This window comes from Mucilaginibacter sp. P19 (assembly GCF_050632265.1).
Lineage (GTDB): Bacteria > Bacteroidota > Bacteroidia > Sphingobacteriales > Sphingobacteriaceae > Mucilaginibacter > Mucilaginibacter gossypii.
The window spans coordinates 275,566-300,644 of record NZ_CP192586.1; the positions used below are offsets into that span (position 1 = coordinate 275,566).

Below are 25,079 nucleotides of genomic sequence, written 5' to 3' on the forward strand. Positions count from 1 at the left end.
TGTGATGCGTCTCTACAAAAGCCCTCCCCATTGGGGAGAGTTGGGAGGGGTGTTTACTTCTCGTTACTCATTGAATAAGGCACATCGGCATCTTTGGTACCGCGGTCTTTATTCGGAGTGGCCTGCATATCAAAATCAAGCACTGCACCGTTTAACAAACCTTTGTGGCTTAACCAGTTGTTGGTATATGGTTTACCGTCAACAGTAAGTGTATTTACGTACCTATTATCCGCGCTGTTTTTAGGCGCGTTGATGGTGATGGTTTTGCCGTTCTCTAAATTAACAGTTACTTTTTTAAACAGCGGGGCACCTAAAACATACTGGTCGCTGGCCGGGGTAACCGGGTAAAAGCCCATAGCCGAGAAAATGTACCATGCAGAGGTTTGACCATTATCCTCATCGCCGCAATAGCCATCCGGCGTAGCCCTGTACAGCCTGTTCATAGCTTCGCGAACCCAGTATTGAGTTTTCCAAGGCTGGTTTGCGTGATTATATAAGTAGATCATATGCTGGATAGGCTGGTTCCCGTGAGCGTATTGGCCCATACCTGCAATCTGCATTTCACGGATCTCATGGATCACACCACCGTAGTAGCTGTCATCAAATACCGGAGGCATTTCAAACACCGAATCCAGCTTGGCTGCAAATTGCTGCTTGCCACCCATCAGGTTTATTAAACCCTGAATATCGTGGAACACGCCCCAGCTATAGTGCCAGCTGTTACCTTCGGTAAAGGCATCGCCCCATTTAAACGGATTAAATGGCGTTTCAAAAGTACCATCCTGGTTTTTACCGCGCATCAGTTTAGTTTGCGGATCAAAAATATTGCGGTAGTTCTGGCTGCGTTTTTTGTAGATCTCAATTTCCTTTTAGGCTTGCCCAAAGCCTTACCCAACTGGTAAATAGCAAAATCGTCATAAGCATACTCAAGAGTACGGGCAGCATTTTCGTTGATCTTTACGTTGTATGGCACATAGCCTAAAGTGTTATAATACTGCACACCCCGGCGACCGGTAGCATTAGGCCCTTCGTTGTTGGCACCGTGTTTAAGGGCCTGGTATAAAGTCTCGATATCGTAACCGCGCAGGCCTTTCAGGTAAGCTTCAGAAACTACCGATGCAGAGTTGTTACCTATCATACAATCAGCGTAGCCCGGGCTCGACCACTCTGGCAACCAGCCACCTTCTTTATAATCATTGATAAGGCCTTCCTGCATTTCTTTGTTGATAGACGGGTAAACCAAGTTCAGGAAAGGATACAATGCCCTGAAGGTATCCCAGAAACCGGTACCGGCAAACAGGTAACCCGGCGCAACTTTACCGTTGAATGGGCTGTAGTGTATATTTTGCCCATTGGCATCAACCTCATACATCTTGTTTGGGAAAAACAGCATACGGTAAAGGCTGCTGTAAAAAGTACGGGTTTGATCTATAGTACCACCTTCAACATCTAAACGACTTAACGTTTTGTTCCAGGTATCTTTTGCTTTTTGGCAGGTTGCTGCAAAATCGTCGTTACCCAACTCACGCTTTAGGTTAAGTTCGGCTTGTTCAATGCTGATGAATGAAGAAGCTACTTTCAGATGAACTTTTTCGCCTTTAGCAGTTTTCAGGGTGATTACCGCGCCGGCATGGTCGCCGGTGTATTCCAGTTGTCCGGCATCCTGTTTCCAATCGTGCCATGCCGAAGCCAGCGCAAAGGGTTTATCTACATAAATAACAAAGTAGTTTTTGAAATTGGCAGGTACCGCACCGCTGTTTTTAGTGCTGTAGCCAATGATCTTTTGCTCACCGGGAATGATCTTTACGTATGAGCCTTTGTCAAAAGCGTCGATCACGATGTGCGAACTCTCGCTTTTAGGGAAAGTGAACTGGAAGCTGGCAGCGCGTTCGGTTGGCGTTATTTCAGTTGTTACATCATAATCGGCCAGGTAAACGCTGTAATAGTATGGTTTCGCTGTTTCAGGTTTATGCGAGAACCAGCTGGCGCGATCTTTTTCATCCAGTTTTAACTTACCAGTTTCCGGAAAAACAGAAAACATACCATAATCATTCATCCAGGGCGATGGCTGATGGGTTTGTTTAAAACCGAGGATCTTATCGGCATCATAAGTGTACTGCCACCCATCGCCCATTTTACCGGTTTGCGGTGTCCAGAAGTTCATACCCCATGGCAGGGCTACTGCCGGGTAAGTATTACCGTTTGATAAGGATGGCTTTGATTGCGTACCCATGAGTGGGTTAATCAAATCGACAGGTGACGACATCTTTTCTTGTGCCGAAAGTGCTGCCGGTAAAAAGGCAAATGCAAGGAGGAGTAACTTTTTCATTTGTTATTTGGGGACTTTATTTTCAAATCAATACAGTATTATCGGTACTCAAAGAAATTTAAAACGGGGATTGCGCGATTCCCTCCCTCGGGAGGGTGTAAGGAGGGGTTAATCACCATGCATATTCATTAGCAAAGCCTACAAACCCCTCCCCGCCACAACACTTTCCACCGCACCCCTCCCAAGGGAGGGAATTAAAAAATCTTCCGAATAGCCGTTATCAACACAAGGACAAATTTTTTGAGCGAATTACGGAATCTCTTTTCAAAAAAACTTCCGCACGCGAGATTTCGCGTACGGAAGCATAAATCAACTCTCTCTCAAAAAGACTCTTTTACCATTTAATGCTCACCTTAATACCCTCGGGACTGTTGGCAAAGCCCAGGTACAAGGTTTTTGATGATTTATCCCACGAGGATTTTACATCAGCTATGGTTTTTCCTGTATTATCGGTAACTACTGTTTCTTTCGGTTGCGCCGGCAATAAGATCCGGGCGCTGTTTAATGTATTAATCGGGCTTTTGGCTACAAAACTGTAGCTGTTTTCCGTTATAACCTCATCATAAACCCTTGAGGCCGAAGCTAATACTTGTGGTTGTTTTTTATCCGCAACACGCTTAACTACATACAATAAGGCTTGCTCATTTGGATTGATCGTTTTTTCGGCGAGTACCGGCAATTGCGGATCGAACAGATCGATAACCGGGCCCTTTACCATATATGGCTTGCTATCGGCATTTTCATCCATTACCGAAATAATATCATACGGACCACGCTCCAGGTACATGCTATTTTTAAATTTTAGCTTACCACCATCGGCATCTTTTTCATAAGCTTGCTTTACAGTTTTGATGAAATTATCATCATTATTAGCCTGCATTACATACTCTTTGGGGTTTTGCCTCAGTACATAAACCGTACCTTTGCCAACAGCAAAACGCTGATCATTCCCGGTTGAGTTTATACCCAGCAGTTTAAACAGGTGCTGTGATGGCGCTTTAAAATTATTGCCTTTGGTATCCCACCATTCCATTACCGATTGGTAAGGGTCATCATCCCTGCCAACATAAATCAATACACCGCCCTGTTTAACCCAGGCAGCCAGTTGCTCGTGAACTTCGGCTGATACAGGTTTCATGTTCGAATAGCTCATCACCAAAACCTTAATATCCTTAAGCGATGCGGCATAACCCAGGTTTTCCATGTGTACGGTTTGTACCGGCACACCGCGCTTTACCAGTGGCAGCGTTTGACCATAGAAGTTAGAGAACTGCGGATCTTCAAAGCCGTTATGTGTAGGGAAACGCTGGAACATCAGTGTATTGCTCATCAGCACACCGATTCCATTAACACCAGATACTTTGTTGGTTGAAACAGGCATATCGTTCAGCGCGTTCACCATGATCTGCATCTGGGTTGAGTAAAACTGGGGGATCAGTGTTTTTTCATTAGTACCCAATACCGGGTAGGGGTGCGTATAGATCCTTTCGGGCCATGGCATTACCTCGTAATCGGCAACCATAGGGTATAACAGTTTAGCGGTAAAGGTAGCCTGGTAGTTGCGTTTGTAATCGCTCCAGTCGTGTACACGGTCTTCAATCGGGTCGGTGAGGAAAAATACTTTCCTCCCGGTTGGGGCCGTCATGGATACTACCGAACCATATTCAAGAAAGGCATTCTCAAATACACGCTCTTTTCTTTCGCCGTTAAAATACGTAGGCTCACGCGAAGTACCTGTCCATACCTGGGCAATATATCCGTCGATACCCGGTAACGAAGCCAGGCTTGCCTCCGGACTAACAATTTGCCATGATGAATAGTTTACCAGTGAGTGTGTAGCAATGAACACCTTAATGTTCATGCCTTTGCTTTTGCCGTACTCTTTGGCGTATGATGATACCTGTTTTATAGTTTCATAATACAGATTGTACTTTAGCTTGTTTGATAAGTAAGTATTTTCAGGAGATGCGTCCTGCGGTTTCCATGGGAAGCCGTAATATTTTTGCCATTGGTTTTTGAAGCCGGCGCTATACCCGGCACGGGCCCAAAACTCTGGTTCTTCTAAAAAATGTTGGTGATACCAACGTCTATCACCCGTTTAACTACGGCGGTTTTCATGTATTCGATAAACGAATCATCGGGCACAACATAAGGCATATCCTTCCCGTGGAAAATTGTATCGCCTCTTTGAGTTACCTGCCCTACGCCAAGGTGGTTTTTACCATCCCATTTACCTAAAAAGTAATCTTTGTAATCGCCCCAGGCAATGCCGGTCATGAAATTTACGTCATAGCCACGGTCGCGCCATGATTTAACGCGTTGCTCAAAGGTCATGTTTGGATGATCGTTGGTACCATAAACAATGGCAATGTCCGATCGTACATCAATTTCGGGCCTCCAGGGACTGCTGGTTTGAAAAGCAGTTTTCTCTTTCAGGGAAGCCGGTTTAGGGTTAGAATCCTGCGCATAGGCGCTGGCAGCAAGGGCAAGTCCACAACAAAAAAGCAGCGTATTCTTCATAATGTAGTTTTAATAATAATGCCGTTCAGTCTTCAATCCCCAGTCTTTAGTTGAAAGTCAAAAAACAAGACTTTGACTTGCGAAAAGTACTATTGGCTTAGCGATGTTATATTTTATAAAACTGTGTTGGAAGGAACCGTTGCCGGCTCCCCCTCACACAGGTATTTATTTCTTTTTACGGAACCTTTACCTCCTTAACGTCGGTATAGTTATAATAATTAAGGCCATAGGAAACCCTTGCACCTACGCGGATGAAATAACTCCTTTTACCCGGCAATGCACCACCAAGTGTGGTAAGACTAAGAGTTTTACCAACCGAGTTATTTGCATCATTACCGCCCAGCTTAGGTGTGTAGCGGTTATCGTAGTTATTATTGCCTACGTAATTGTTTGAATTAACAAATACAGCCACATCACTTACGTTTTGCTGAAAATTAGGATCGGCAGTACCCCGGGTAACTTTAAAGCTGGTAGTTATGGTGCCATCAGCATTTAAAACAGGATCGCCAACCCACTCTATCCGCAAAAATGGCTCAACCGAAAAGTTTACGGTGGTTACATCTTTAACATCAACCGTTTGGCTTTTATCAACAATGGTTTTGCCGGTATTATCAACCTGCACCAATGGCACAAAAGCGCCCTCGGCCGAAATTACATTTTTACCTGCAAACAGTTTGGTGTTTTGATAAGTACCATCCTGAAATGAGGATATATAAAAAGGGGTTGGGTTAGCGCTCCAGCTTATCTCCAATAATTTGATCCGGGTGCCGGAACCTTGCTCTGTTTGCAGGCTTTTACCATTACCAGCATCGGTTACGGTACCCTTTAGGGTAACATTGGGAGCGGCATAATTATCAACCTTTTTGCATGAGCTGCCTGCAGCAACCAATACACTTAATGCTATGCTATAAAATAGTTTTTTCATCTCTCTCTTAAAATTAATAACCCGGATTTTGAATTAAATTCTGGCTTTTCTGGATCTCGCCCTGTGGAATCTGCTCGTAGTACCAGCGCACGTCAAAAGTGTACCTTGAGTTACGTTCGTCTAAACGGGCATCAAAGAAATACTTACCATCATTGGCCGAATAGAAAGGCATAAGCGTGCGGTAAATAGTACTGTTTTGTTCTTTATCAGCAACCCTCCAGCGGCGCATATCCCAGTATTGTTTGTTTTCAAAACCAAGCTCTTTTTTGCGTTCTTTACGTACCACGTTAATGCTTAGGTCGGCAGTACCGGTTAACAGGTCGGCACCAGCACGCTCACGAATAGCGTTAATCTGGGTAAAGGCATCTTGTAAATAGCTTTTATCTGATTGGCCCAATGCGTTCAGCTCTACAGCAGCTTCGGCACGGTTAAGTAATACCTCGGCATAACGTAATTCGATCCAGGTTTGATCAGATCGGTTTTCCAACACTTCAGATGTTGGTTTATCCGGTACGATATATTTACGGATAGAGAACCCGGAAACAGAATTGGTACCATCTCCGGTGAAATAACCGCTTAAGCCGGCAGGGTTCATGGTTGTGCCGTTTGGCAATTTATATGGCGTTTGGCTGGCATTTGCCGATTGCACAATGTTATCAGTTGGATAATGAGCAGTTGAACCTGCAGGCAACAGCGGACTGATTCCACCTGCTGTAGGACCAGTATAAATCCCCCTACGAATTTCAATGCTTACACCTTTCATTACATCACCCGGCAAAACTACGGTTGCCCTTAGCCTTGGTTCGGCATTGGCAAATATGTCCACAGTGTTGGTGTACAGATCGTATTTTCCACCCGTTGTGGTTTTGATGGTACCATCAGCATTTTTAGGGAAGCCGTCAAACAGCTCCACAAAATCCAGCGTAGGGTTAACTTCGGATGAGTAACCATTAGCACCCATCAACTGGCGTGGCACATTATAGGCATCATAACCATGTACCGATTCAGGATAGTGATACTGGCGAACAAATATGTTTTCAGGGCTTGATGCATCAAAAAACATATTCACGTAGTTTAGGTACTGCGCATTTTTATCGCCTGCAGCCCATGCTTTTTTGTATAAGCTGTATTTACCATCAAGTAATGCCGCGGCGTCATAAGCTGCTTTAAAGTAAGTAACCGCTTTTGCCGCAGGGATACCGCAAAGCCTGTTACCGCCGCCATCAACCAATGTGATCTGGTTGTATTTGGCTATTGTACCGGCATAAAGCATTGCCCTTGATTTGAAACCGGCAGCTGCATATTTGCTGGCCCTGCCTGCCTGATTAGTTTCGGGAAGGTTAGTGTAGGCATAATCCAGATCGGTACCGATAAAATCATAGATCTTTTCTTCAGACGAGCGGGGGATTTTTAATTCTTCAATACTTTGCTCCGGGTAGTTAAGCACTTTATCAACAAGTGGTACACCACCGTAACGTTTAACCAGTGCGAAGTAAGTAGCCGCACGCACAAACCTTGCTTCACCCAACCAGTTATTTACCTGGTCGCTGGTAAAGTTACTTGCATATTTAGGCAGGGTTTCTGCAAAATAGTTGGCATCCCTGATAACCCTGTAGCAATCGCCCCAGGTTGAAAGGCCTGTATTTTCCTGCATTGATCCATTCTGGTCGCGGCTTAAAGCCTCGCCGGTTGTGGCACTTGTAGGGCTGATGATCCAGAACATATTCAAGCCTCTTTCGGGCGAATATCTGAAGTCTTCAATAGGCAATTCGCTGTACATGCGTGACATGTAGGCCTGAATACCCGCGGCGGTTGCAAAAACGTCATCGTCCTTAACAATGCTTGGGGGCAGGGTATCCAGCTTTTTACATGCCGTTGTCCAGCAAAGTAAAAAAGCCAATATCGTATATGTGTATTTTTTCATGATCTGTAATGGATTATAGTTTAACATTTACACCGATTGAATAAATTTTATCTAAGGGGTATAAATAGCCGTAGTTGGCCGATGGGTGCTCAGGGTCAAGGTATTTCAAACCTGTAATGGTTAAAATATTGTACCCGTTAACAAAGATCCTTGCACCTTTAATACCCACCTTTTTAGCGGCTGCGGCAGGGATACTGTAGCCAATCTCGGCAGATTTCAACCTTACATAAGCTGCGCTGTGAATGTTTGACAGTGAGTTGGTGTTAGCTGTTGTACCGGTAAGCGCAAAAGTACCCGGAGTCCAAACAGTGTTTGGATCATAAGGATCGGCTTTAGGATCGGTTGGATGGTACCTGTCCATAAACATACCCAAGGCGCTACCGCCACCCCATAACGGGATATTTAATTGCTCAATGTATGATACGTTGATGCCTGTAGCACCTTGCCATACGGTATTGATATCAAAACCTTTGTATGAACCGCCCAGTGTTAAACCAAATGTAGTTGAAGGTACGCTGTAGTTGTTGTTACTTACGTTTTGTGCTATCGGGTGTACGTCCTGATCGTTGATCACACCATCACCGTTCCAATCCTGCAAAATGTAGTCACCAACTACTGTGTTACGTGATACAAACTGCGGGCTGTTCAGGATCTGCTGGTAATTCTGGAACTGGCCGTTAGCTCCGTAACCCCAGAATATGTTATTGTAACGATTGTCGTTATTGTTATGCCAGTTAAGCTGTGAGTTACCATAAGCAGAGTGAACCTTGCTGATCCATTGTGTACGGGTATAACCGAATGTACCTTTAACAAAATAGTTAAAGCTGCCAATGTGGTAACGATGATTTATTTCGATATCAAAACCCTGGGCACGGTCGCTATTAAGGTTTTCCTGTGGTAAACCGGCACCTACAACACCCGGCAGGTTATCGGCACGGGTATCAAGCAAGCCGCTTCTGTCGCGCCTGAAGGCATCAACAGTTAAGCCTAACAAACCGTTCCAGGCCTGTAAGTCGATACCTGCGTTATAAGTTTTAGCAACATACCAGAAAATATAAGGATTGGCGATGCCACGGCTTTGTGCGCCGTTAACAAAAGTACCGTCAAACACTGATCCCGGAGGCAATCTGTTATTGTCACCTGTGGCAGGGTAGTTATAACCGGTAAGATATTGGTAAGCGTTAAGACCGGCGTCATCACCCAGTTTAGCATATGATAAACGGATCTTCAGGTCGTCGATAAAAGAAAGAGCTGATGTATTTTTCCAGAAGTTTTCCTGTGAGATTCTCCAACCTGCCGATGCACCCGGGAAAAAGCCCCAACGCTTAAGCGGAGAATTTTTGGAACTGCCATCATCCCTGAAGCTAAACTCAACCAGATATTTAGATTTGTAATCGTAGTTTACACGACCAACAAATGATTTGTTTACATAGTCATAAGGCCAGCCGCCATCAACCGTTGCAGTTTGATTTAAAGCGTTACCCGCCGATAGCTGATCAACTGGAAGCGATAGCTGACGTTGTGCATTAAAGTTATCTCCTTTTTGTTCACCTTCTTCATAAAGCGCTAATGCACTAATGTTGTGCCCCCCTTTAAACTGCTTAGCGTAATTTAATGAAAGCTGCATTAAGGTACTTGGCTTTTCATAAAACTGGCGTGTGAGTGAACCTGGTGTTTGGTTAGCTATTGCCTGATAAGAATTGCTGTTAGCGTCATAGTTATACTGGTTATATGAGCGCTGATAAATTTTATTACTTGAGAAATAGTAATCGTAGTTATACAAGCCCTTAGCACTTAAACCCGGTACAAAAGGCACATTGTACGTTGCAGATACCGAAGATTGTAACCATTTGTTGGCGATTTGTTTATAACCATCAACATTGGCATCGGCCATTGCAACAGGGTTTGAACCATCAACCTCGCCATTATTCAGGTAAGCCGGATTGTTGTTGGCATAGATACTTTGAGTAGGAACCTGCCTCCAGAATGAGCGGATGATCCACCAGGCATCCTGGTAAGGTTGATTTTTTTGTTCGATGGTGCCGCTCAGGTTTACATCAATGGTTAGGTTTTTATTGATTTTGGTGGTAAGGTTTGAGCGCAGGTTGTATTTTTTGTAGTTCAGGTCGCCGCTTTTGAAAAAGCCGTCCTGATCAGTGATACCCATACTAACAAAATAGCTGCTGTTATCGGTACCGCCTGTTGCATTCAGGTTATGCTGTTGCTGGGGAGCGCTGTTAGCAAAAACAGGGCTATACCAATCGGTACTGGTCTTTGAACCGTTTTTATAAGCGGCAAAATCGGCATCGGTATATTTCACTTGTCCACCGTTTACGTTGTGCAGCAACTGCTCGTTAACCAGGGTCATGAAATCAACAGCGCCAACAGGTTTTGGCATGTAGGATGGAATCTGCCAGCCATAGGTACCTGAATAATTAAGGTCAACCGCACCTTTTTTACCTTTCTTAGTAGTTACAATAACCACGCCGTTTGCAGCACGTACACCGTAAATAGCAGCAGATGCATCTTTCAGTACTGAAACACTTTCGATATCGTTAGGGTCAAGGCGGCTGATGTTATCGCGGGGAATCCCGTCAATAACCACCAACGGGTTACCAAAGCCACGGATATCAAAAGCATTGCTGAATGAACCCGGCTCAGATGTGTTTTGGGTGATCCGTACACCAGCCACTTTACCGGCAAGCATATTCAGCACATTCTCGTTTTTGGTAGTCACGATTTCGCTGTTGGTAACTGATGCAACTGATCCGGTCACCGTTGCTTTACGCTGGGTGCCATAGCCTACCACAACCACCTCGTTCATGCTGGTGGCGTTTGGCTGTAGCTTAATGGTGATGCTTTTCTGATTACCTACATTTACTTCCTGTGCAACGTAACCCAGGAAAGTGAAAACCAGCGTTTGGCTTGGTTCGGCATTGATGTTAAACTGGCCGTTAACATTAGTAGTTGTACCGTTAGGCGTACCTTTAAGCTTAACGCTTACACCGGGCAGTGGCTGCCCATGCTCGTCATTTACTACACCGGTTATTTTGCTGCCCTGAGCAAAAGCCGAAGTCCACATGGCTAAAAATAAAAGGGCGGTTATGCAGCATTGAAGCATCCCTTTAATTTTAGCACGATAACGGATGCGATGGCACCCATCCAAATTGGTAAAATTTTCGTACATAAATAATTGGTTAATGGGTTTATAACTCTTGCCAAAAGGGAAGCAAAAACCATTAAACAGGGATGGTTAAACCCGTTCAATACATATCATGCTTTCCATTTGGCACAGCAATGATATAGCGGGTGGTATTAAAACAAGGGTTAAAAAAGGGGTTAATTGGACTAAAATTTTATTAACCGCACAAAAATTAACCGCTTTTTTAAGCGAATGGAGGGTTAACTAAAGAAAGACTACCGCAGGTTTAGCGGTAGCGTAACCTGTGGTGCACATAATGACCGGTTTATGAAATGAACAAAAAACATGTCATTGCGAGCGATAGCGCGGCAATCGCACGAAAGCAAGGCCGCCCTGTATAGCATGCGATTGCCACGTCGCACCCTCGCTCATTCCCGTTCCGCGCCTCGCAATGACATGGTTTATTTTTCGCACTTAAAAGCCCGCGGCAGCGTTAAACGCCGAAGGCCTGTTTTGCTTAGCAACACAGGCCTTCTACAAAAATTCCCCTTTAGGGGGTTAGGGCGACTAAAACACCCTGCAAAGCAAACCTTTCAGATACTCGCCTTCGGGGAAGGAAGCACGTACCGGATGGTCTTCGGGTTGATGGAACTGGTAAATGAACTGAACCTGTTTACCGGCATCAAGCGCAGCCCAGGCAATTACCTGCTTAAAGGTCTCCATATCCATAGCGCCCGAACAGGAATAGGTTGCCAGCAAGCCACCTTCGTTAAGCAGCAGCATACCCAAACGGTTTAAATCTTTATAAGCCCTTGAAGCCCGGGTAAGCGCCGAGCGTGATGGCGCATATTTAGGCGGATCGAGTACGATAACATCAAACTTCTCGCCCTCATCCCTGAATTTACGCAACTGCACATTCACGTCGGATTTAATAGCCGTGTGTTTGGTTGCATCCAGTTTATTCAGCCTGATATTTTCGGCCAGCGTTTCAATAGCTAACGCCGAGCTGTCTACGCTGGTTACTGATGCCGCGCCTTCTTTGAGACTATTAAGGGTAAAACCTCCTGTATAGCAAAAGCAATCCAGTACTTTTTTATCTTTTGCATGCATGGCCAACACATGACGATTATCGCGCTGATCGCAATAAAAGCCGGATTTTTGGCCTTCGGTGATATTGATACCGTAAATAACGTTGTTTTCTAACACCTCAACCAGCTCAGGCGGCGGACTGCCAGCAAGTACTTTATTCTCAGCTTCGGCCAGCCCTTCGTGGGCTCGTGAAGCATTATCACTTTTATCCGAAATACTTTCGGGATTGAGCAGTTTTTTTAGTTCATCAATAATAACGGGCATTACATTTTGAATACCCGAGGTAAGTACCTGCACTGCCAAATGGCCGGCATATTTATCAACGATTAGCCCCGGCAGATAATCCGATTCACTAAAAATTAAACGACAGGTATTGGTACCGTTAGCCAATATGTTAGCACGGCTTTTAACCGCGGTTGCTACTTTTTCGCGAAACCACGCTTCGTTTACCTTTACATCCTTGTTCCACTCCAGCAAACGTAAAGTCACCCTCGACTGATCGTTATAAAAGCCATAGGCCATAAATTCGCCCTGTGTATTCACTAAGCGAACCACATCGCCATTGGCAGGTTTGCCCTTTACTTTTTCAATCGCCCCTGAAAATACCCAGGGATGCCTTTGCAGTACGGCTTTTTCTTTACCCTTCTTTAATATAACGTCAATCATGGGTGCAAAGGTAATAAAGCGCTGGCAATTTTAGCTTTGCAGCAACGCGCCCTTCATTTATTCCGTATTTACATTGAAGGTGCCTAAACCTTGAAAATATTTTTACGTCATACACAATAATATCTGCATTAAAACATTTGGTATCTTAGATTCGAAAACTATAATCATGAAAAAAACCTACGTACTCCTGTTCAGTATGCTGATAGCGTGCTGTTGTTTTAGCTCAAAATCATACGCCCAGATTCCCCGCATACCTGAGGCCAGCTCAACTCAAACCATTATCCAGGATTTCGGGTTAGGGAAAATAACCATCACTTATTCCCGTCCAAATGTTAAAGACCGCAAAATATTCGGGGGCATTATCCCTTACGGCGAAGTTTGGCGCACCGGTGCCAACGCTGCTACTACCATTACCTTTACCGAAAAAGTTGTAATTGAAGGTAACCCTGTACCTGCAGGCACTTATTCGCTATTCAGCATCCCAACTAAAGGCGAATGGACTATCGTCTTAAACAAAGTTGTAAAACAATGGGGTGCATACAGCTACAAGCAAGACCAGGATTTTCTGCGTTTTAATATCAAGCCAATCCGCGTGAGCGAAAAACGCGAAACATTTACTATGGCTTTTGTTAATACAACTACCAAATCAACCGACCTTGTTTTGGTTTGGGACAAAACCGCGGCCTATATCCACATGGAAACTGATGACGACGCCAAAATTACAGCTAATATTGATGAGCTGATGAAAGGCGACCGCAAACCATACTATTTCAACGCCATACAATACTACTACGAAAACCATAAAGACGTTGATAAAGCCCTTGGCTGGGTTTACGAAGCCGAAAAAATTGAGCCTAAAGGCCCATGGTATAAGCTATGGGAGTCGCGTTTGTTACTGCGTAAAGGCGATAAAGCTGGCGCTATAGCAGCTGCAGAAGCCGGTATTGCCTTAGCCAACGCCGACAAAGATGAAGAATACGCCCGCTTAAACCAGGAAGCCCTGGATCAGGCTAAGCGATAGCCCTAAGCCCCACCCAACCCTCCCCGGAAGGGGAGGGCTTTAAAAAGAAAATCGCTGTTTTTTATAGGAAATGGCGATTTTCTTTTATGAATTGATAATATTCAGAAAGTCTCCCCAACCGGGGGAGATTTAGAGGGGCTGCCACGCTGATCAACACCGCAATTACTATCAGCAGAAGTGCACCGATAGCATTGAGCCACAAATAAGCGATTACATCAAAATAGCCCAGGATACAAATAATTGCTTCCGTTATAACTGCCGCTATAAATACCGCAGTCCCTTTTATTTTTTAAGATAGAAGGCCACTATGAACACTCCAAGGATGGTTCCGTAGATATAGGAGCCCAATTGATTCACGGCTTCGAGCAGGTTACCTATGCGGCTGGCGTAAAGGGCCATCCCAATGCAAACCAGGCCCCAAAACACCGTTGCCAGGCGCGATGCATTTAAATAATTCTTATCTGTGGCGTTGGGATTAACAATGCGTTTGTAAATATCAACCACACTGGTTGATGCTAATGAATTTAAAGCACTGGCGGTTGAGCCCATAGAGGCCAGAAAAATAATGGCTATCAGTAATCCTATCAAACCTTTGGGCAGATACTGGGTAACAAAGGTAAGGAATACGTAGTTGGTATCGTTATCATCGGCCTTGGGGTTATTTTTTTCATCAGTTCAATGGCGTTTTGCCTGATGAGGCGGGCCTTAGTGTCGGCCACCTTTAATTGATCTTTGGCATAACCGATCCGGTCTTCATTTTTACTGTCGATGGCTTTTATCAACTCGTTAGCCTTGATCTTTTTTTGCTCAAAAGCCTGGCCATATTGCTGATTGAGATGGTCGTATTCCGCATCGTAAACGCTTTTTCGAATTTGTTTAACCTCATACTGGTTAAAAAACATTGGCGGGCGGTTAAACTGGTAAAACGCAAAAACCAGCACCCCTATCAGCAGGATCAGGAATTGCATCGGGATCTTGATCAGGCCATTCATGATCAACCCGAGGCGGCTTTGCCCTACTGAGCTGCCGGTTAAATAACGGCCAACCTGGCTTTGATCTGTACCAAAATAGGAAAGCTGTAAAAAGAAGCCCCCGATCAATCCGCTCCAAACTGTATAACGGTTATTAGGGTCGAATTTCCAGTCTATCACGTTCATACGGCCCATTTTACCGGCCATTTTGAGCGAGCTCATGAAGCTTACATTGCCGGGCAACAGGTAAACAACCAATACTCCTGCCAAAAACATCCCCGTAAAAATAATGCTCATTTGTAATAGCTGCGTATATGACACAGCCTTACTACCGCCATAAACGGTATAAACAATTACCAGCCCGCCTATAAACAGTGTAGTGTAAACCGTATTAATATTTAATATGGTTGAGAGGATGATAGACGGAGCATAAATGGTAATGCCGGTTGAAAGGCCGCGCTGAACCAGGAAGAGGAACGATGTGAGTGCACGGGTTTTCAGATCAAAACGCTGTTCCAAAAATTCGTAAGCAGTATAAACCTTAAGGCGATGGAAAATGGGGACAAAGGTGATGCAAAGTACGATCATGGCCAGGGGCAGCCCGAAGTAGAACTGCACAAAACGCATTCCGTCTGAATAAGCCTGGCCCGGCGCCGAAAGAAAGGTAATAGCACTTGCCTGGGTAGCCATTACCGATAAGCCTACATGGTACCAGGGCAATGAGCGGCTGCCCATCAAAAACTGGTCGATATTTTTATTATTGCCGCTTTTCCATATGCCATAAAGCACTATAGAAAATATGGTAAGGCCTAAAACAATCCAGTCGGTTAAACTCATTCAAAGAATTTGGTAATGAGCCAGAATACTAAAACTAAAAAAACCAGCCACGCGGCAACAATGCCGTAAAACTGGTTCCAATTTTTTATGAATGAAGGGAGGTCAGGATCAGGCCTCTTCATTACGGCCACGAACTAACACGGCGATATATGCAGCAGCAGTTAACAACCCTAAAACACCACCTACAAAAATCCAGGTAAAGCCTTTTTCAATAATACCGCCTACAAATAAGCCAGAGATTAATCCTACCAAATAGTATATGTAATCAAAGTTTTCTTTTTCTTCTTTATGGTGTCCCATGATGTTATGTATATGATTGCAGCAAAAATAGGTGATTAATTGAATTTTACCAAAGTTTGTTTTGTAAAAGGATTGTGTGTTTTTAAAAGCTCATAAATGACGACAATTATTCATTCGGTGTCCGGTCGGCTTTAAATTCACTATCGTTGTAAATATGCCAATAGCTTTGCGGTATGCATGAACCAATACCCTTTCAACTATTGTGAAAAGGCTATTCCTGCAAGTTTTTTAACCGCTCAACATTTTCCGCCATAGTTGCCTTATCATTTGCAGAAGTAGCCAGGTTCATAGCTGTTTCGTAATGCTGTAAGGCTTTTTGATTATCTATGCCGGTATACAGGTTGCCCAGCAGCGAAAAATAAAAGTGGTTATTGCTTAGGTTCAGTTTTTCGGCTTCGGCTATTGCAGCCGGTTTTCCATTGGCTTTGGCAAGGGCAAATGTCCGGTTCAGCGCGGCGATGGGCGAATACTCCAGCATGAGGAGGCTATTGTATAGCTGTAATATATTTTCCCATTTTTCGGCAGCATCTTCCTTAAAGGTATGCCAATAAGCAATGCCGGCTTCGAGGTGATATTTAGTTATTGAAGTTCCGGTTGAAGCCTGGTTCAGGTAATGGATACCTTTGTTGATCAGGTCCCTGTCCCAAAGTGATTCATCCTGATCATCATAAAGGATCATTTCACTATGATCATTGGTGCGGGCCTCAAACCGCGACGCGTGGAAACACATCAGCGCAAAAAGTGCATTTACGGCAGGGGTATTGGTGGCCGGATTTTCAATAAGCAGGTAATTAAGCCGCATAGCTTCTGCACAAAGATCACGACGGAGGGTGACATTTTGGGAGATTGAGTAATATCCCTCAGAAAACAGCAGGTAAATGGTTGTTAAAACAGTTTCCAGCCGGTTGCCGATCTCGCTAAGGTTTGGCTGTTGGATCTGGATTCCGGCTTCTTTCAGTTTTTCCTTTGCGCGGTTTATCCGTTTGTATATCACCTCCTTGTTTGCTAAAAAAGCATCGGTAATTTCCTGTACGCCAAAACCGCAAAGCAGGTTAAGGGCAAGCGCTACCTGCGACTCGGCCGAAATAACCGGGTTGCAAACCGTAAAGATCATGGCCAACTGGCTATCAGCTATGTTTTTGGCAGACAGGTCGATCTCTATTTCGCCTGTGCTGTCGGTAGTATATTTTATTTCGGGCAAAAGCTTTTGCTTAAAAATCGTATCCCGTTTCAGGTAATTTTTGGTTTTATTTTTTGCAACGGTATAAAGCCATGCCGTCGGATTATCAGGTAAACCTTTCAGGCTCCAATTTTCAGTGGCTGAAAGGAAGGTGTCGCTCACAATATCTTCGGCAATTTCAATATGTTCAATACCAAAAAGGCGGCAAAGCACTGCTGCAATTTTCCGGTACTCGGTGCGGAACAGGTGAGGTAAAAGTTCTTGGGGTTGCATAGGTTAAAATAAAATGCCTTTGCAAAAGTACAAAGGCATTTTATTTTATACGGCAGGCACGGCCATTCGTACTTCAACGGTGGCCCCCCATTGCAATATCGGGCAGCCTTTGGCAATTTCAACGGCCTCATCGTAATCTTCGGCCCTGATTATAAACAATCCGCCTATCGATTCCTTAATTTCGGCATAAGGACCATTGATCACGGTATTTTGCTTAATTGTACGGCCATCACCATCCCAGCGTTTGGGAGCACCAACCAGTTTGTTTTGGGCCGCGATGCCGCCTATCCAATCCTGGAAAGGTTTTATAGCTGCCTGCATTTGTTCGGGCGAGGGACTGGCATCTTTACTTTTCAGATCCCTGTGGATCACTAACAAAAACTCATTCATAAGGCTATGTTTTAATGGCGTTAATATAAGCTGTTTATGCAAACTGGCCAACCTGGTATGTGCCGGGCGTATTTGGGAACGATAGGTTGATGCGGTTCCAGGTGTTAATGGTGGTAACGGACAGCGTAAGGTCTATCAGCTCTTCATCACTGAACTGCGCCTTGGCTATGTTGTACACTTCGTCGGTTACATGGCAGGCGGTAACGGCTTCGGCCCAGGCGAAGGCGGCCCTTTCACGATCGGTATAATAAGGCGATTCTTCCCAGGCGCTCAGGCCGTATAAACGTTGTTCAGTTTCGCCTTTGGCACGTGCATCTTTATAGTGCATGTCAAGACAATAAGCGCATTTATTGATCTGTGATACCCTGAAATTTACCAACTCACGAAGGGATAACTCGAGGGGTGACTTTTTAAGATAGGTATTAATACCAAATAATGGTTTTAAGGCATTTTGGCCTTTTTCCCACATGCTGATTCTCTGTTCCATTTTGTTTTAAATTTATGTTGTTAAAACCCAATGACAACCGTGCTTAGCAGATTGGACAAAATGAAAAATATTTTTTATTTTTTATAAGATCGGAATTCATATCGGGAATTTTTGTTGGGCGGCATCTAATGCATCGCCCGCTTCGCAGATTTTCCGGTTTAACTAAATATACATGTAATACGTCTCTGTACAAAAATACCTATCTTTCCCTCATGGCCTTACCCAATATTTTCACTGCACGGGTAGCTGATGATGTAATCAGCCGGATCAACAAGCTCACGCCTCAAACCTCACCGGGGTGGGGTAAAATGAACGTAGCACAAATGTTGGCACACTGCTGTGTAACGTACGAAATGGTGTATGAAGATAAGCACCCCAAACCCGGCTTGTTCATGAAACTGATCCTGAAAATGCTGGTTAAAAACAAGGTAGTGAGTGAAACACCATATAAACACAACAACCCTACAGCGCCTGCATTTCTCATTACCGGCGAAAGGGATTTCAATACCGAAAAAAACAGGTTGATAGCCTACATCCAAAAAACACAGCAGCTGGGCGAAAAAGCTTTTGATGGCCGCGAGTCGCATTCGTTTGGTCCCTTAACTATTACCGAATGGAGCAATATGTTTTATAAACATATTGACCATCACCTCACTCAGTTTGGCTGTTAAGCGCATAGTTTGAACTTCCGGCTAAATTTTCCTTTCTTTACCGGCATACAGGTAAATCGATATAGTGCATGGAAAAACTAAGCCCAGCCATCCTTAAAACCAAACAGCATTTTGAAATTCTTGACGGCCTTCGGGGCATAGCTGCTATAGCAGTTGTTACTTTCCATTTTATGGAGATTGCTTATTCCGACTACAGCAAGGATTTTATAGGTCATGGCTTTTTAGCGGTTGATTTTTTCTTTTGCCTGTCGGGCTTCGTAATTGGTTATGCTTATGACGACAGGGTCGGCAAAATGGGCATAAAGGAATTTTTCAAATCGAGGTTGATCAGGCTGCACCCGCTTGTTGTTTTTGGCTCGGTATTGGGCTTGTTAGGGTTTATATTTGATCCATTTAATGCCCAACCCATAGCCCGTAGTGCGGGCAGTATACTACTATTATTTCTCAGCTCCATATTAATGATTCCTAACCCGACAATGAATGAACGGTATTTTAACTTGTTTGGGTTTAATGCACCTGCTTGGTCATTGTTTTGGGAATATGTAGCTAACATTGTTTATGCACTTGTACTTTGTCGCCTTCAGCGGCGCTACCTGATTGTCCTTACTGCAATTTCTGCTGTTGGCATTTGCTATGTGGCAGCTCACTCAGGTAATTTAATGGGCGGCTGGAGCGGCGGAACTTTCTGGGATGGAGGTGTACGTATAGCTTATTCTTTTACTGCTGGTTTGCTGGTTTACCGTTATAACCTTATCGTCAAAAATAAGCTTGGTTTTATCGGTCTTTCTATTTTATTGATGCTGGCTTTCCTGTCTCCGTTCTCAACATGGAACTGGCTTACCGAGCCTTTTATAGTTATAATTTATTTCCCGTTAATGGTTTCGCTGGGAGCAGGCGCTGTTCTTAACAACAGCTTACGTAAAATATGTGTTTTTTCGGGGAGTATCTCTTATCCTTTATACATGACCCATTATGCAGTAATGTGGATGTTTGGTAATTATTATGCGGCAAATAAACCCGATGCTGTTCACCTGGCATATATCATTATACCCGGATTAGTTGTATTAGTTACATTTGCTTACCTGGTTATGATAGGTTACGATATCCCCCTGCGTCGTTACCTAACCGAAAGAAGAAAAAACAGGCTGTCAAATAACTGAATGGCTATTCGTTTGCTTAATTAAAGATTAAGGAGGGGGTTAGCCAACGGTTAAATTAAAACCTGTATGTTTAAAATGCCGGAAAAGTGTTTTTTATACACTAAAAATAATTATTTTTACAAATGGTTTTGTGCTGATTTTCAGTTGTTCTGTTGAAGTATGCCAACCTTTGGTACAATGAAAAAAACGTTAGTTATTGGTTGGCTCGTGATACTTTTAATCGCTGTTGGCGCTTTGTTTTGGTATAATGAGCTGCAATACCAGTTGCCTACTCCTGTACCCGAAAACTATAAAGCAGTAAAGCAGGGTACGATAGTGTCCATCAACCCCAGGCACTACCAGGATCGCAGTAAACCGCTGTTCCTGCATTTTTTTAATCCGGATTGTCCCTGTTCAAGATTTAATATCAAACAGTTTAAGGCTATTGCCCAGCAATATCACAGACAGGTGAATTTTGCCATCGTGATCATGAGCAGTAAACACTTCACCGAAAGCGAAATCCAGGACAAGTTTGGGATGAAACTCCCCGTTATATTTGATCCCTCGGTTGCTGAGGCCTGCGGGGTTTACTCAACACCCCAGGCTGCCCTTATTGATACAGGCAGCAAGCTGTATTACCGCGGCAATTATAACATAAGCCGTTACTGTACCGATGAAAAAACAAGCTTCGCCAAAGTAGCGATCAACGGTTTACTGAACGACAATACACGCCTAACATTTAATAAACTTGCATTAACCTCATACGGCTGTCGACTGCCCGACTGTCATAATTAATATTACCCCTAAATATCAATCATTGTGACCGCAGACATAGTTCAAAACATTAATTTTCAAACCGAGATCAAAGACCGCTCAGACAGGTTGATGGATTATTTCCTGCCTGTGCATTTTGTAGTTGGTTTAGCATTGGCCTATTTTTATGATACATGGCTTATTGCCTTTGGCGTTGGCGGCCTGTGCCTGTTGGCGTACTATACTGCTAAAATAGCCCTGCCTAATTCTTCCTTATACCAATATGTGCTGGCAGCTGTATTAGGTATTTTTATGGCCCAGTATATTTACCAGATGCACGGCTTGTTTGAGATGCACTTTTTTGCTTTTATTTCGAGTGCGCTGCTGATCACCTACCAAAACTGGAGGCTACAATTGCCATTGCTTTTAGTTGTTATTGTACACCATGCTGTTTTCAGCTATATGCAGGATATTGGCTATGGCGGCATATTTTTTACCCAGCTCAATTACTTTGATCTTCAAACGTTTACCATACATGTGTTGCTTACCGGGGTTATCATGTTCATATGCGGACTTTGGGCCTATCAGTTGCGCAAGTATAACGAACTAAGAATAGTACAAACCCTGCAAATGGCCGATCTGCAGCGGGAAGCTCAGTTATCGCTCGAGCGTAAACATAATGAAGAGGTTTTGGCAGCTGCAAACCAGGAACTAAACTATTCAAACCAGGAACTTCAAAAGGCACGCCTCGCGGCCGATCAGGCTAACCAGGAAAAAAGCATTTTCCTGGCCACCATGAGCCACGAAATCCGTACGCCTATGAACGGGGTTATCGGGATGTCGGCTTTATTGAATGAAACTGAGCTTAATGATGAGCAGCGTATGTTTAACGAAACCATCATCAGCTGCGGCGAAACGCTCATCCATGTGATCAATAACATTCTTGATTTTTCAAAGATAGAAGCAGGTAGCCTTGATCTTGAACAGGATGATTTTAAGCTGCGGCAATGTATTGAAGATGTGATGGATATGTTTGCCATTAAAGGCGGACAAATGGGGCTCGACCTGGTTTATGAAATTGCCGAAGATATATCGCCGGGTATCATCGGCGATCCGCTGCGGCTTAAACAGGTGCTTATAAACCTGGTAAGCAACGCCATAAAATTTACGGAGAAAGGTGAGGTTGGTATTAAGGTTAGCTGTGTTGACAAACAATCTGATGGCTTGCTGAAATTAAGATTTGATGTTTGGGATACAGGTATAGGCATTCCGCATAATAAGCTGCACCGGCTGTTCAAGGCATTTTCGCAGGTCGATTCATCTACTACACGCAAATACGGAGGTACCGGTTTAGGTTTGGCCATTTGCCAAAAGCTTGTAGCGCTAATGGGGGGCAGTATAGGCGTTGAAAGCGAGCCTGGTGCCGGTACCAGGTTTTTCTTTACCATAAACGCCTATCCCGGCGAGATTTCCCACCGGCAGCCTGCCAGTTTTGATCTTGAGGAACTGCGCGGCAAAAAGATTCTTATAGTTGATGATAACCATACCAACCTGTCTATTTTAAACCGCCAGTTTGAAAACTGGAACCTTAAATCGGTACCGGCAGAGTCTGCCGCCGAGGCTTTAGTGATCCTGCAGAGAAACAAAGACATTGACGTGGTTATTACCGACATGAATATGCCCGTAATGGATGGGGTTATGCTGGCCCGCATCATCAGGGAAGGGTACAGCCACATTCCTATTATACTGCTAAGCTCGGTTGGTGAAGAATTTATAAAAGATCAGCGAATGCTGTTTACCTCTGTTATGAGCAAGCCGATAAAACAACAGGTGCTGGGCAAACAGATTTTTATGGCACTCAGGAATAAATCGGTCCAAAACGATGATAAACAAATTAAGAGCAAGCTTTCGGTTGATTTTAGTGATAAATATCCCTTCAATATCCTCATTGCCGAAGATAATGAGGTTAACCGGCACGTTATTAAACACATTTTAAACAAAATGGGCTATAAGCCGGGTATGGCCCAAAACGGGCTCGAAGCAATAGAGGCCCTGTACCAAAACGATTACGAGCTTATTTTAATGGACATGCAGATGCCTGTTATGGATGGGCTTGAGGCTACCCGTGTAATCCGTAAAGAAAACATTAAGCAGCCTGTTATCATTGCATTAACAGCCAACGCCATGGCCGGCGATGAACAGGATTGCTTGCAGGCCGGTATGAATGATTACCTGAGTAAGCCTGTAAAGCTTGATGAACTGATGAATAAGCTTTCGAAATGGCACACTGTAGTTAATAAAGCCGCAATCTCGTCAGGGTTGATGCAACCGCATTCCTGCAATAAGTTTGAGGCTTGGTTCGCCATCAAGGGTAGGATAATGACCTGGCGGGGGGCCTGCCTAAACTTAATAGTAGTGAAGTTTCCTCATCCCGGTATGCAGAATATAAATGCAACAATACTTTTGCAAAACAATTAGGTTATTTTTTTCATTTTTGTACAGCATAAGCAATATGTTGAATAAGCGAAATACTGAATTTTTGAGATCGTTGCGGATATTATCGGTAATGGCCTTTTATTTGGTCATCGCGAGCAGTCATGTTTTTTTCTTCCCCGCTTAACGCAGTCGGGCCGTACGCGTTCAACAGGATTCAATTCGGTTTTTAAACGAAAGATGGAGAACCTGCACAGCAGCTTCAGCGAATCAAGCTACGTTCAAAGACCAGACAAATCAACCCTTGAGGAGAAAAAGTCTGTTACCGATTTGATCAGCGCTGTTGTAGGCAGTTTTATTCTGCTTTTTTTGCATTGCAGCTATGGAAATTAAATCCGAAGCAATTAATCCGAAACTTCAGGATTATACCCGAGTATCGATACTCCTATCTTTCCCTTTGCACTTTTCGCATTTGATTTGAATGATTAAAGGCGCTCTGCCTTTAGATACATCATCGATCATTTTTTCAATTAATTATCCATCGTTTACCGGCATTTTTTGCAGTACTTACTGATCTGTAGCGATCAGTGTGCGGGCATTTCCCGGTAAGCATATTCCGTACATCAAGATATGCGAATTTCAAAGAAGTCCTGCTGCCTGTTTATAGGCTTGCTAATAACAGCCTATACTTATGCGCAGCAACAAGGTAACACACCGGTTAGTTTAAAAACGCTGCTCAACAGCGTGAACCGAAACGCACCCACATTGCTAACCGATTCGGCAGCTATAGCGGTTAGGCAAGCCCAGGCCGCTGAAACCAGGAGCAGCTGGCTCCCTAACCTGAAACTAAATTACCAGGCAGATTATGGCACTAACAACAATGTTGCCGGCCCGTATTTTGGCTTTGGTATCATTCCTTCCAACTCCAGGGGGTACGGCCCGAAAGCAATACCACCACCGTTTCAGCCAACGTTGGGGTAGCCGCGCTCGACTGGGAGATCTATAATTTTGGGGCCTATGGTGCTCAAAATAAAGTAGCCAACTCTGATATTCAGGTACAGCAAAACCAGTTTGCTGATTCCAAATATCAGTTGCAGGCTTATGCCATTGGCAATTACCTGCTCCTGACGGAACTGGAAAACTTCCTCACCATCCAGGCGCGGAACATAAAACGCAATCAGGAGATCCGCCGGTCGGTACAGTCGCTCGCCAAAAGTGGGGTAAGGGCAGGCGTTGATACCAGCATTGCCGAGGCCGAACTGTCAAAAGCCCGTTTGAACTATATCGAACTTAACAACCAGGTGAAGCAGGTACAGTTACAGCTTTCGGCTGTCAGCGGCTTACCCTATCAGACAATAGTACCCGATACCGCTGCCGAAACAAATCTTATCAATACCGCAACCGGCCTGGACCCTTTGGTGATCGACACCACCAATCATCCCTTGATCAATTATTATAAATCGGTATATCAAAATAGTTTGCAGCGGGAAACACTCGTCAAAAAAAGCTACAATCCTAAAATATTACTGGAAGGCGCCGTTTGGGGCAGGGGATCAAGTGTTGATGCTAACGACCATTTTAACAGCCTCAGCAGCGGATGGGGGTTCGACAGGAATAATTACCTGGTAGGTATAGGTGTTTCCTATAACCTGTTTGATATCCGTCGCCGCCAGTTAAAATTACGGACACAACGTGCCAATACCGATTACTCCCGGAAAAAGCTGGATGAGCAAAAGCAATTGCTGGCGGTCAATGCCAACCGGTCGGGCGTGGAGCTGCAAACCGCCCGCGAACGCCTGGTTGAGATCCCCAATCAGCTTAAAGCGGCTTCTGACGGGTACCGGCAAAAGCTGTCATTATACAAAAATGGGCTAACCGATATCATTGAGCTTAACGCCGCACTCAATATCCTTTACCGCGCCGAAACTGACTATGTACAGGCCAAATATGCCTATTCAAATGCCCTGTTCCAGCAGGCCGTTACCGGCAACCAGGTAAATACTGTATTAAACCTTTTAAAATAATTTAG

At 44.1% G+C, this 25,079-nt stretch carries 18 protein-coding genes and 2 pseudogenes; 8 read left to right on the forward strand and 12 right to left on the reverse strand.

The genetic code is table 11. The annotated features are described in order from the left end of the window. Window positions 1–53 precede the first annotated feature (53 nt). The 7 genes and pseudogenes from ACQ86K_RS01420 to ACQ86K_RS01450 form a co-directional block, all read right to left on the reverse strand. Window positions 54–2,329, reverse strand: a pseudogene (locus ACQ86K_RS01420) (GH92 family glycosyl hydrolase). 334 nt (window positions 2,330–2,663) lie between these two features. Then, window positions 2,664–4,190 carry a hypothetical protein gene (locus tag ACQ86K_RS01425; protein WP_431199661.1) on the reverse strand — a complete coding sequence of 509 codons (1,527 nt, stop codon included), beginning with the start codon at window positions 4,188–4,190 and terminating at the stop codon, window positions 2,664–2,666. Window positions 4,191–4,390: 200 nt separating this feature from the next. Continuing rightward, window positions 4,391–4,849, reverse strand: a complete 459-nt coding sequence (locus tag ACQ86K_RS01430) for a hypothetical protein (RefSeq protein ID WP_431199662.1) — start codon at window positions 4,847–4,849, stop codon at window positions 4,391–4,393. 175 nt (window positions 4,850–5,024) lie between these two features. Further along, window positions 5,025–5,774 carry a DUF3823 domain-containing protein gene (locus ACQ86K_RS01435; protein WP_091172828.1) on the reverse strand — a complete coding sequence of 250 codons (750 nt, stop codon included), beginning with the start codon at window positions 5,772–5,774 and terminating at the stop codon, window positions 5,025–5,027. Window positions 5,775–5,787: 13 nt separating this feature from the next. Beyond that, window positions 5,788–7,698, reverse strand: coding sequence for a RagB/SusD family nutrient uptake outer membrane protein (locus tag ACQ86K_RS01440; RefSeq protein ID WP_091173132.1), 1,911 nt, complete (start codon window positions 7,696–7,698; stop codon window positions 5,788–5,790). Window positions 7,699–7,711: 13 nt separating this feature from the next. Next, complete coding sequence (locus tag ACQ86K_RS01445; RefSeq protein WP_091172823.1) at window positions 7,712–10,885, reverse strand: SusC/RagA family TonB-linked outer membrane protein; 3,174 nt, start codon at window positions 10,883–10,885, stop codon at window positions 7,712–7,714. A gap of 522 nt (window positions 10,886–11,407) precedes the next feature. Continuing rightward, on the reverse strand, window positions 11,408–12,595 hold the full coding sequence (locus tag ACQ86K_RS01450) for a class I SAM-dependent rRNA methyltransferase (protein WP_091172820.1): 1,188 nt from the start codon (window positions 12,593–12,595) through the stop codon (window positions 11,408–11,410). 166 nt (window positions 12,596–12,761) lie between these two features. Here ACQ86K_RS01450 and ACQ86K_RS01455 point away from each other — a divergent pair, with 166 nt between their 5' ends. After that, on the forward strand, window positions 12,762–13,616 hold the full coding sequence (locus ACQ86K_RS01455) for a DUF2911 domain-containing protein (RefSeq protein WP_091172818.1): 855 nt from the start codon (window positions 12,762–12,764) through the stop codon (window positions 13,614–13,616). Window positions 13,617–13,677: 61 nt separating this feature from the next. Here ACQ86K_RS01455 and ACQ86K_RS01460 read toward each other — a convergent pair. The 5 genes and pseudogenes from ACQ86K_RS01460 to ACQ86K_RS01480 all read right to left on the reverse strand — a co-directional run bounded on the left by ACQ86K_RS01460 (window position 13,678) and on the right by ACQ86K_RS01480 (window position 18,054). After that, a pseudogene (locus ACQ86K_RS01460) lies at window positions 13,678–15,424 on the reverse strand (sodium:solute symporter). A 108-nt stretch (window positions 15,425–15,532) separates the two neighbouring features. Next, on the reverse strand, window positions 15,533–15,724 hold the full coding sequence (locus ACQ86K_RS01465) for a hypothetical protein (protein WP_090531057.1): 192 nt from the start codon (window positions 15,722–15,724) through the stop codon (window positions 15,533–15,535). Window positions 15,725–15,935: 211 nt separating this feature from the next. Then, window positions 15,936–17,177: an RNA polymerase sigma factor gene (locus ACQ86K_RS01470; RefSeq protein WP_091172811.1), complete on the reverse strand. Its 1,242-nt coding sequence runs from the start codon at window positions 17,175–17,177 to the stop codon at window positions 15,936–15,938. A 45-nt stretch (window positions 17,178–17,222) separates the two neighbouring features. Beyond that, window positions 17,223–17,567, reverse strand: coding sequence for a YciI family protein (locus tag ACQ86K_RS01475; protein WP_090531052.1), 345 nt, complete (start codon window positions 17,565–17,567; stop codon window positions 17,223–17,225). Between the two features lie 34 nt (window positions 17,568–17,601). Beyond that, a complete protein-coding gene (locus tag ACQ86K_RS01480; protein WP_090531050.1) occupies window positions 17,602–18,054 on the reverse strand; it encodes a carboxymuconolactone decarboxylase family protein in 453 nt (150 codons plus the stop codon). Window positions 18,055–18,266: 212 nt separating this feature from the next. On the opposite strand from ACQ86K_RS01480, the gene ACQ86K_RS01485 reads away from it, so the two are divergent. The 7 genes from ACQ86K_RS01485 to ACQ86K_RS01515 all read left to right on the forward strand — a co-directional run bounded on the left by ACQ86K_RS01485 (window position 18,267) and on the right by ACQ86K_RS01515 (window position 25,074). Continuing rightward, window positions 18,267–18,725 (forward strand): DUF1569 domain-containing protein, encoded by a 459-nt coding sequence (locus tag ACQ86K_RS01485; protein WP_091172806.1) that lies wholly within the window; start codon window positions 18,267–18,269, stop codon window positions 18,723–18,725. Window positions 18,726–18,793: 68 nt separating this feature from the next. Then, window positions 18,794–19,885 carry an acyltransferase family protein gene (locus ACQ86K_RS01490; RefSeq protein ID WP_431199663.1) on the forward strand — a complete coding sequence of 364 codons (1,092 nt, stop codon included), beginning with the start codon at window positions 18,794–18,796 and terminating at the stop codon, window positions 19,883–19,885. A 177-nt stretch (window positions 19,886–20,062) separates the two neighbouring features. Then, window positions 20,063–20,659, forward strand: coding sequence for an AhpC/TSA family protein (locus tag ACQ86K_RS01495; protein WP_090531366.1), 597 nt, complete (start codon window positions 20,063–20,065; stop codon window positions 20,657–20,659). A gap of 24 nt (window positions 20,660–20,683) precedes the next feature. Further along, window positions 20,684–23,095 carry a response regulator gene (locus ACQ86K_RS01500; RefSeq protein ID WP_431199664.1) on the forward strand — a complete coding sequence of 804 codons (2,412 nt, stop codon included), beginning with the start codon at window positions 20,684–20,686 and terminating at the stop codon, window positions 23,093–23,095. 195 nt (window positions 23,096–23,290) lie between these two features. Continuing rightward, window positions 23,291–23,443: a hypothetical protein gene (locus tag ACQ86K_RS01505; protein WP_431199665.1), complete on the forward strand. Its 153-nt coding sequence runs from the start codon at window positions 23,291–23,293 to the stop codon at window positions 23,441–23,443. 237 nt (window positions 23,444–23,680) lie between these two features. Further along, a complete protein-coding gene (locus tag ACQ86K_RS01510; protein WP_431199666.1) occupies window positions 23,681–24,031 on the forward strand; it encodes a TolC family protein in 351 nt (116 codons plus the stop codon). A gap of 17 nt (window positions 24,032–24,048) precedes the next feature. Beyond that, window positions 24,049–25,074, forward strand: a complete 1,026-nt coding sequence (locus ACQ86K_RS01515) for a TolC family protein (RefSeq protein WP_431200773.1) — start codon at window positions 24,049–24,051, stop codon at window positions 25,072–25,074. Window positions 25,075–25,079 lie beyond the last annotated feature (5 nt).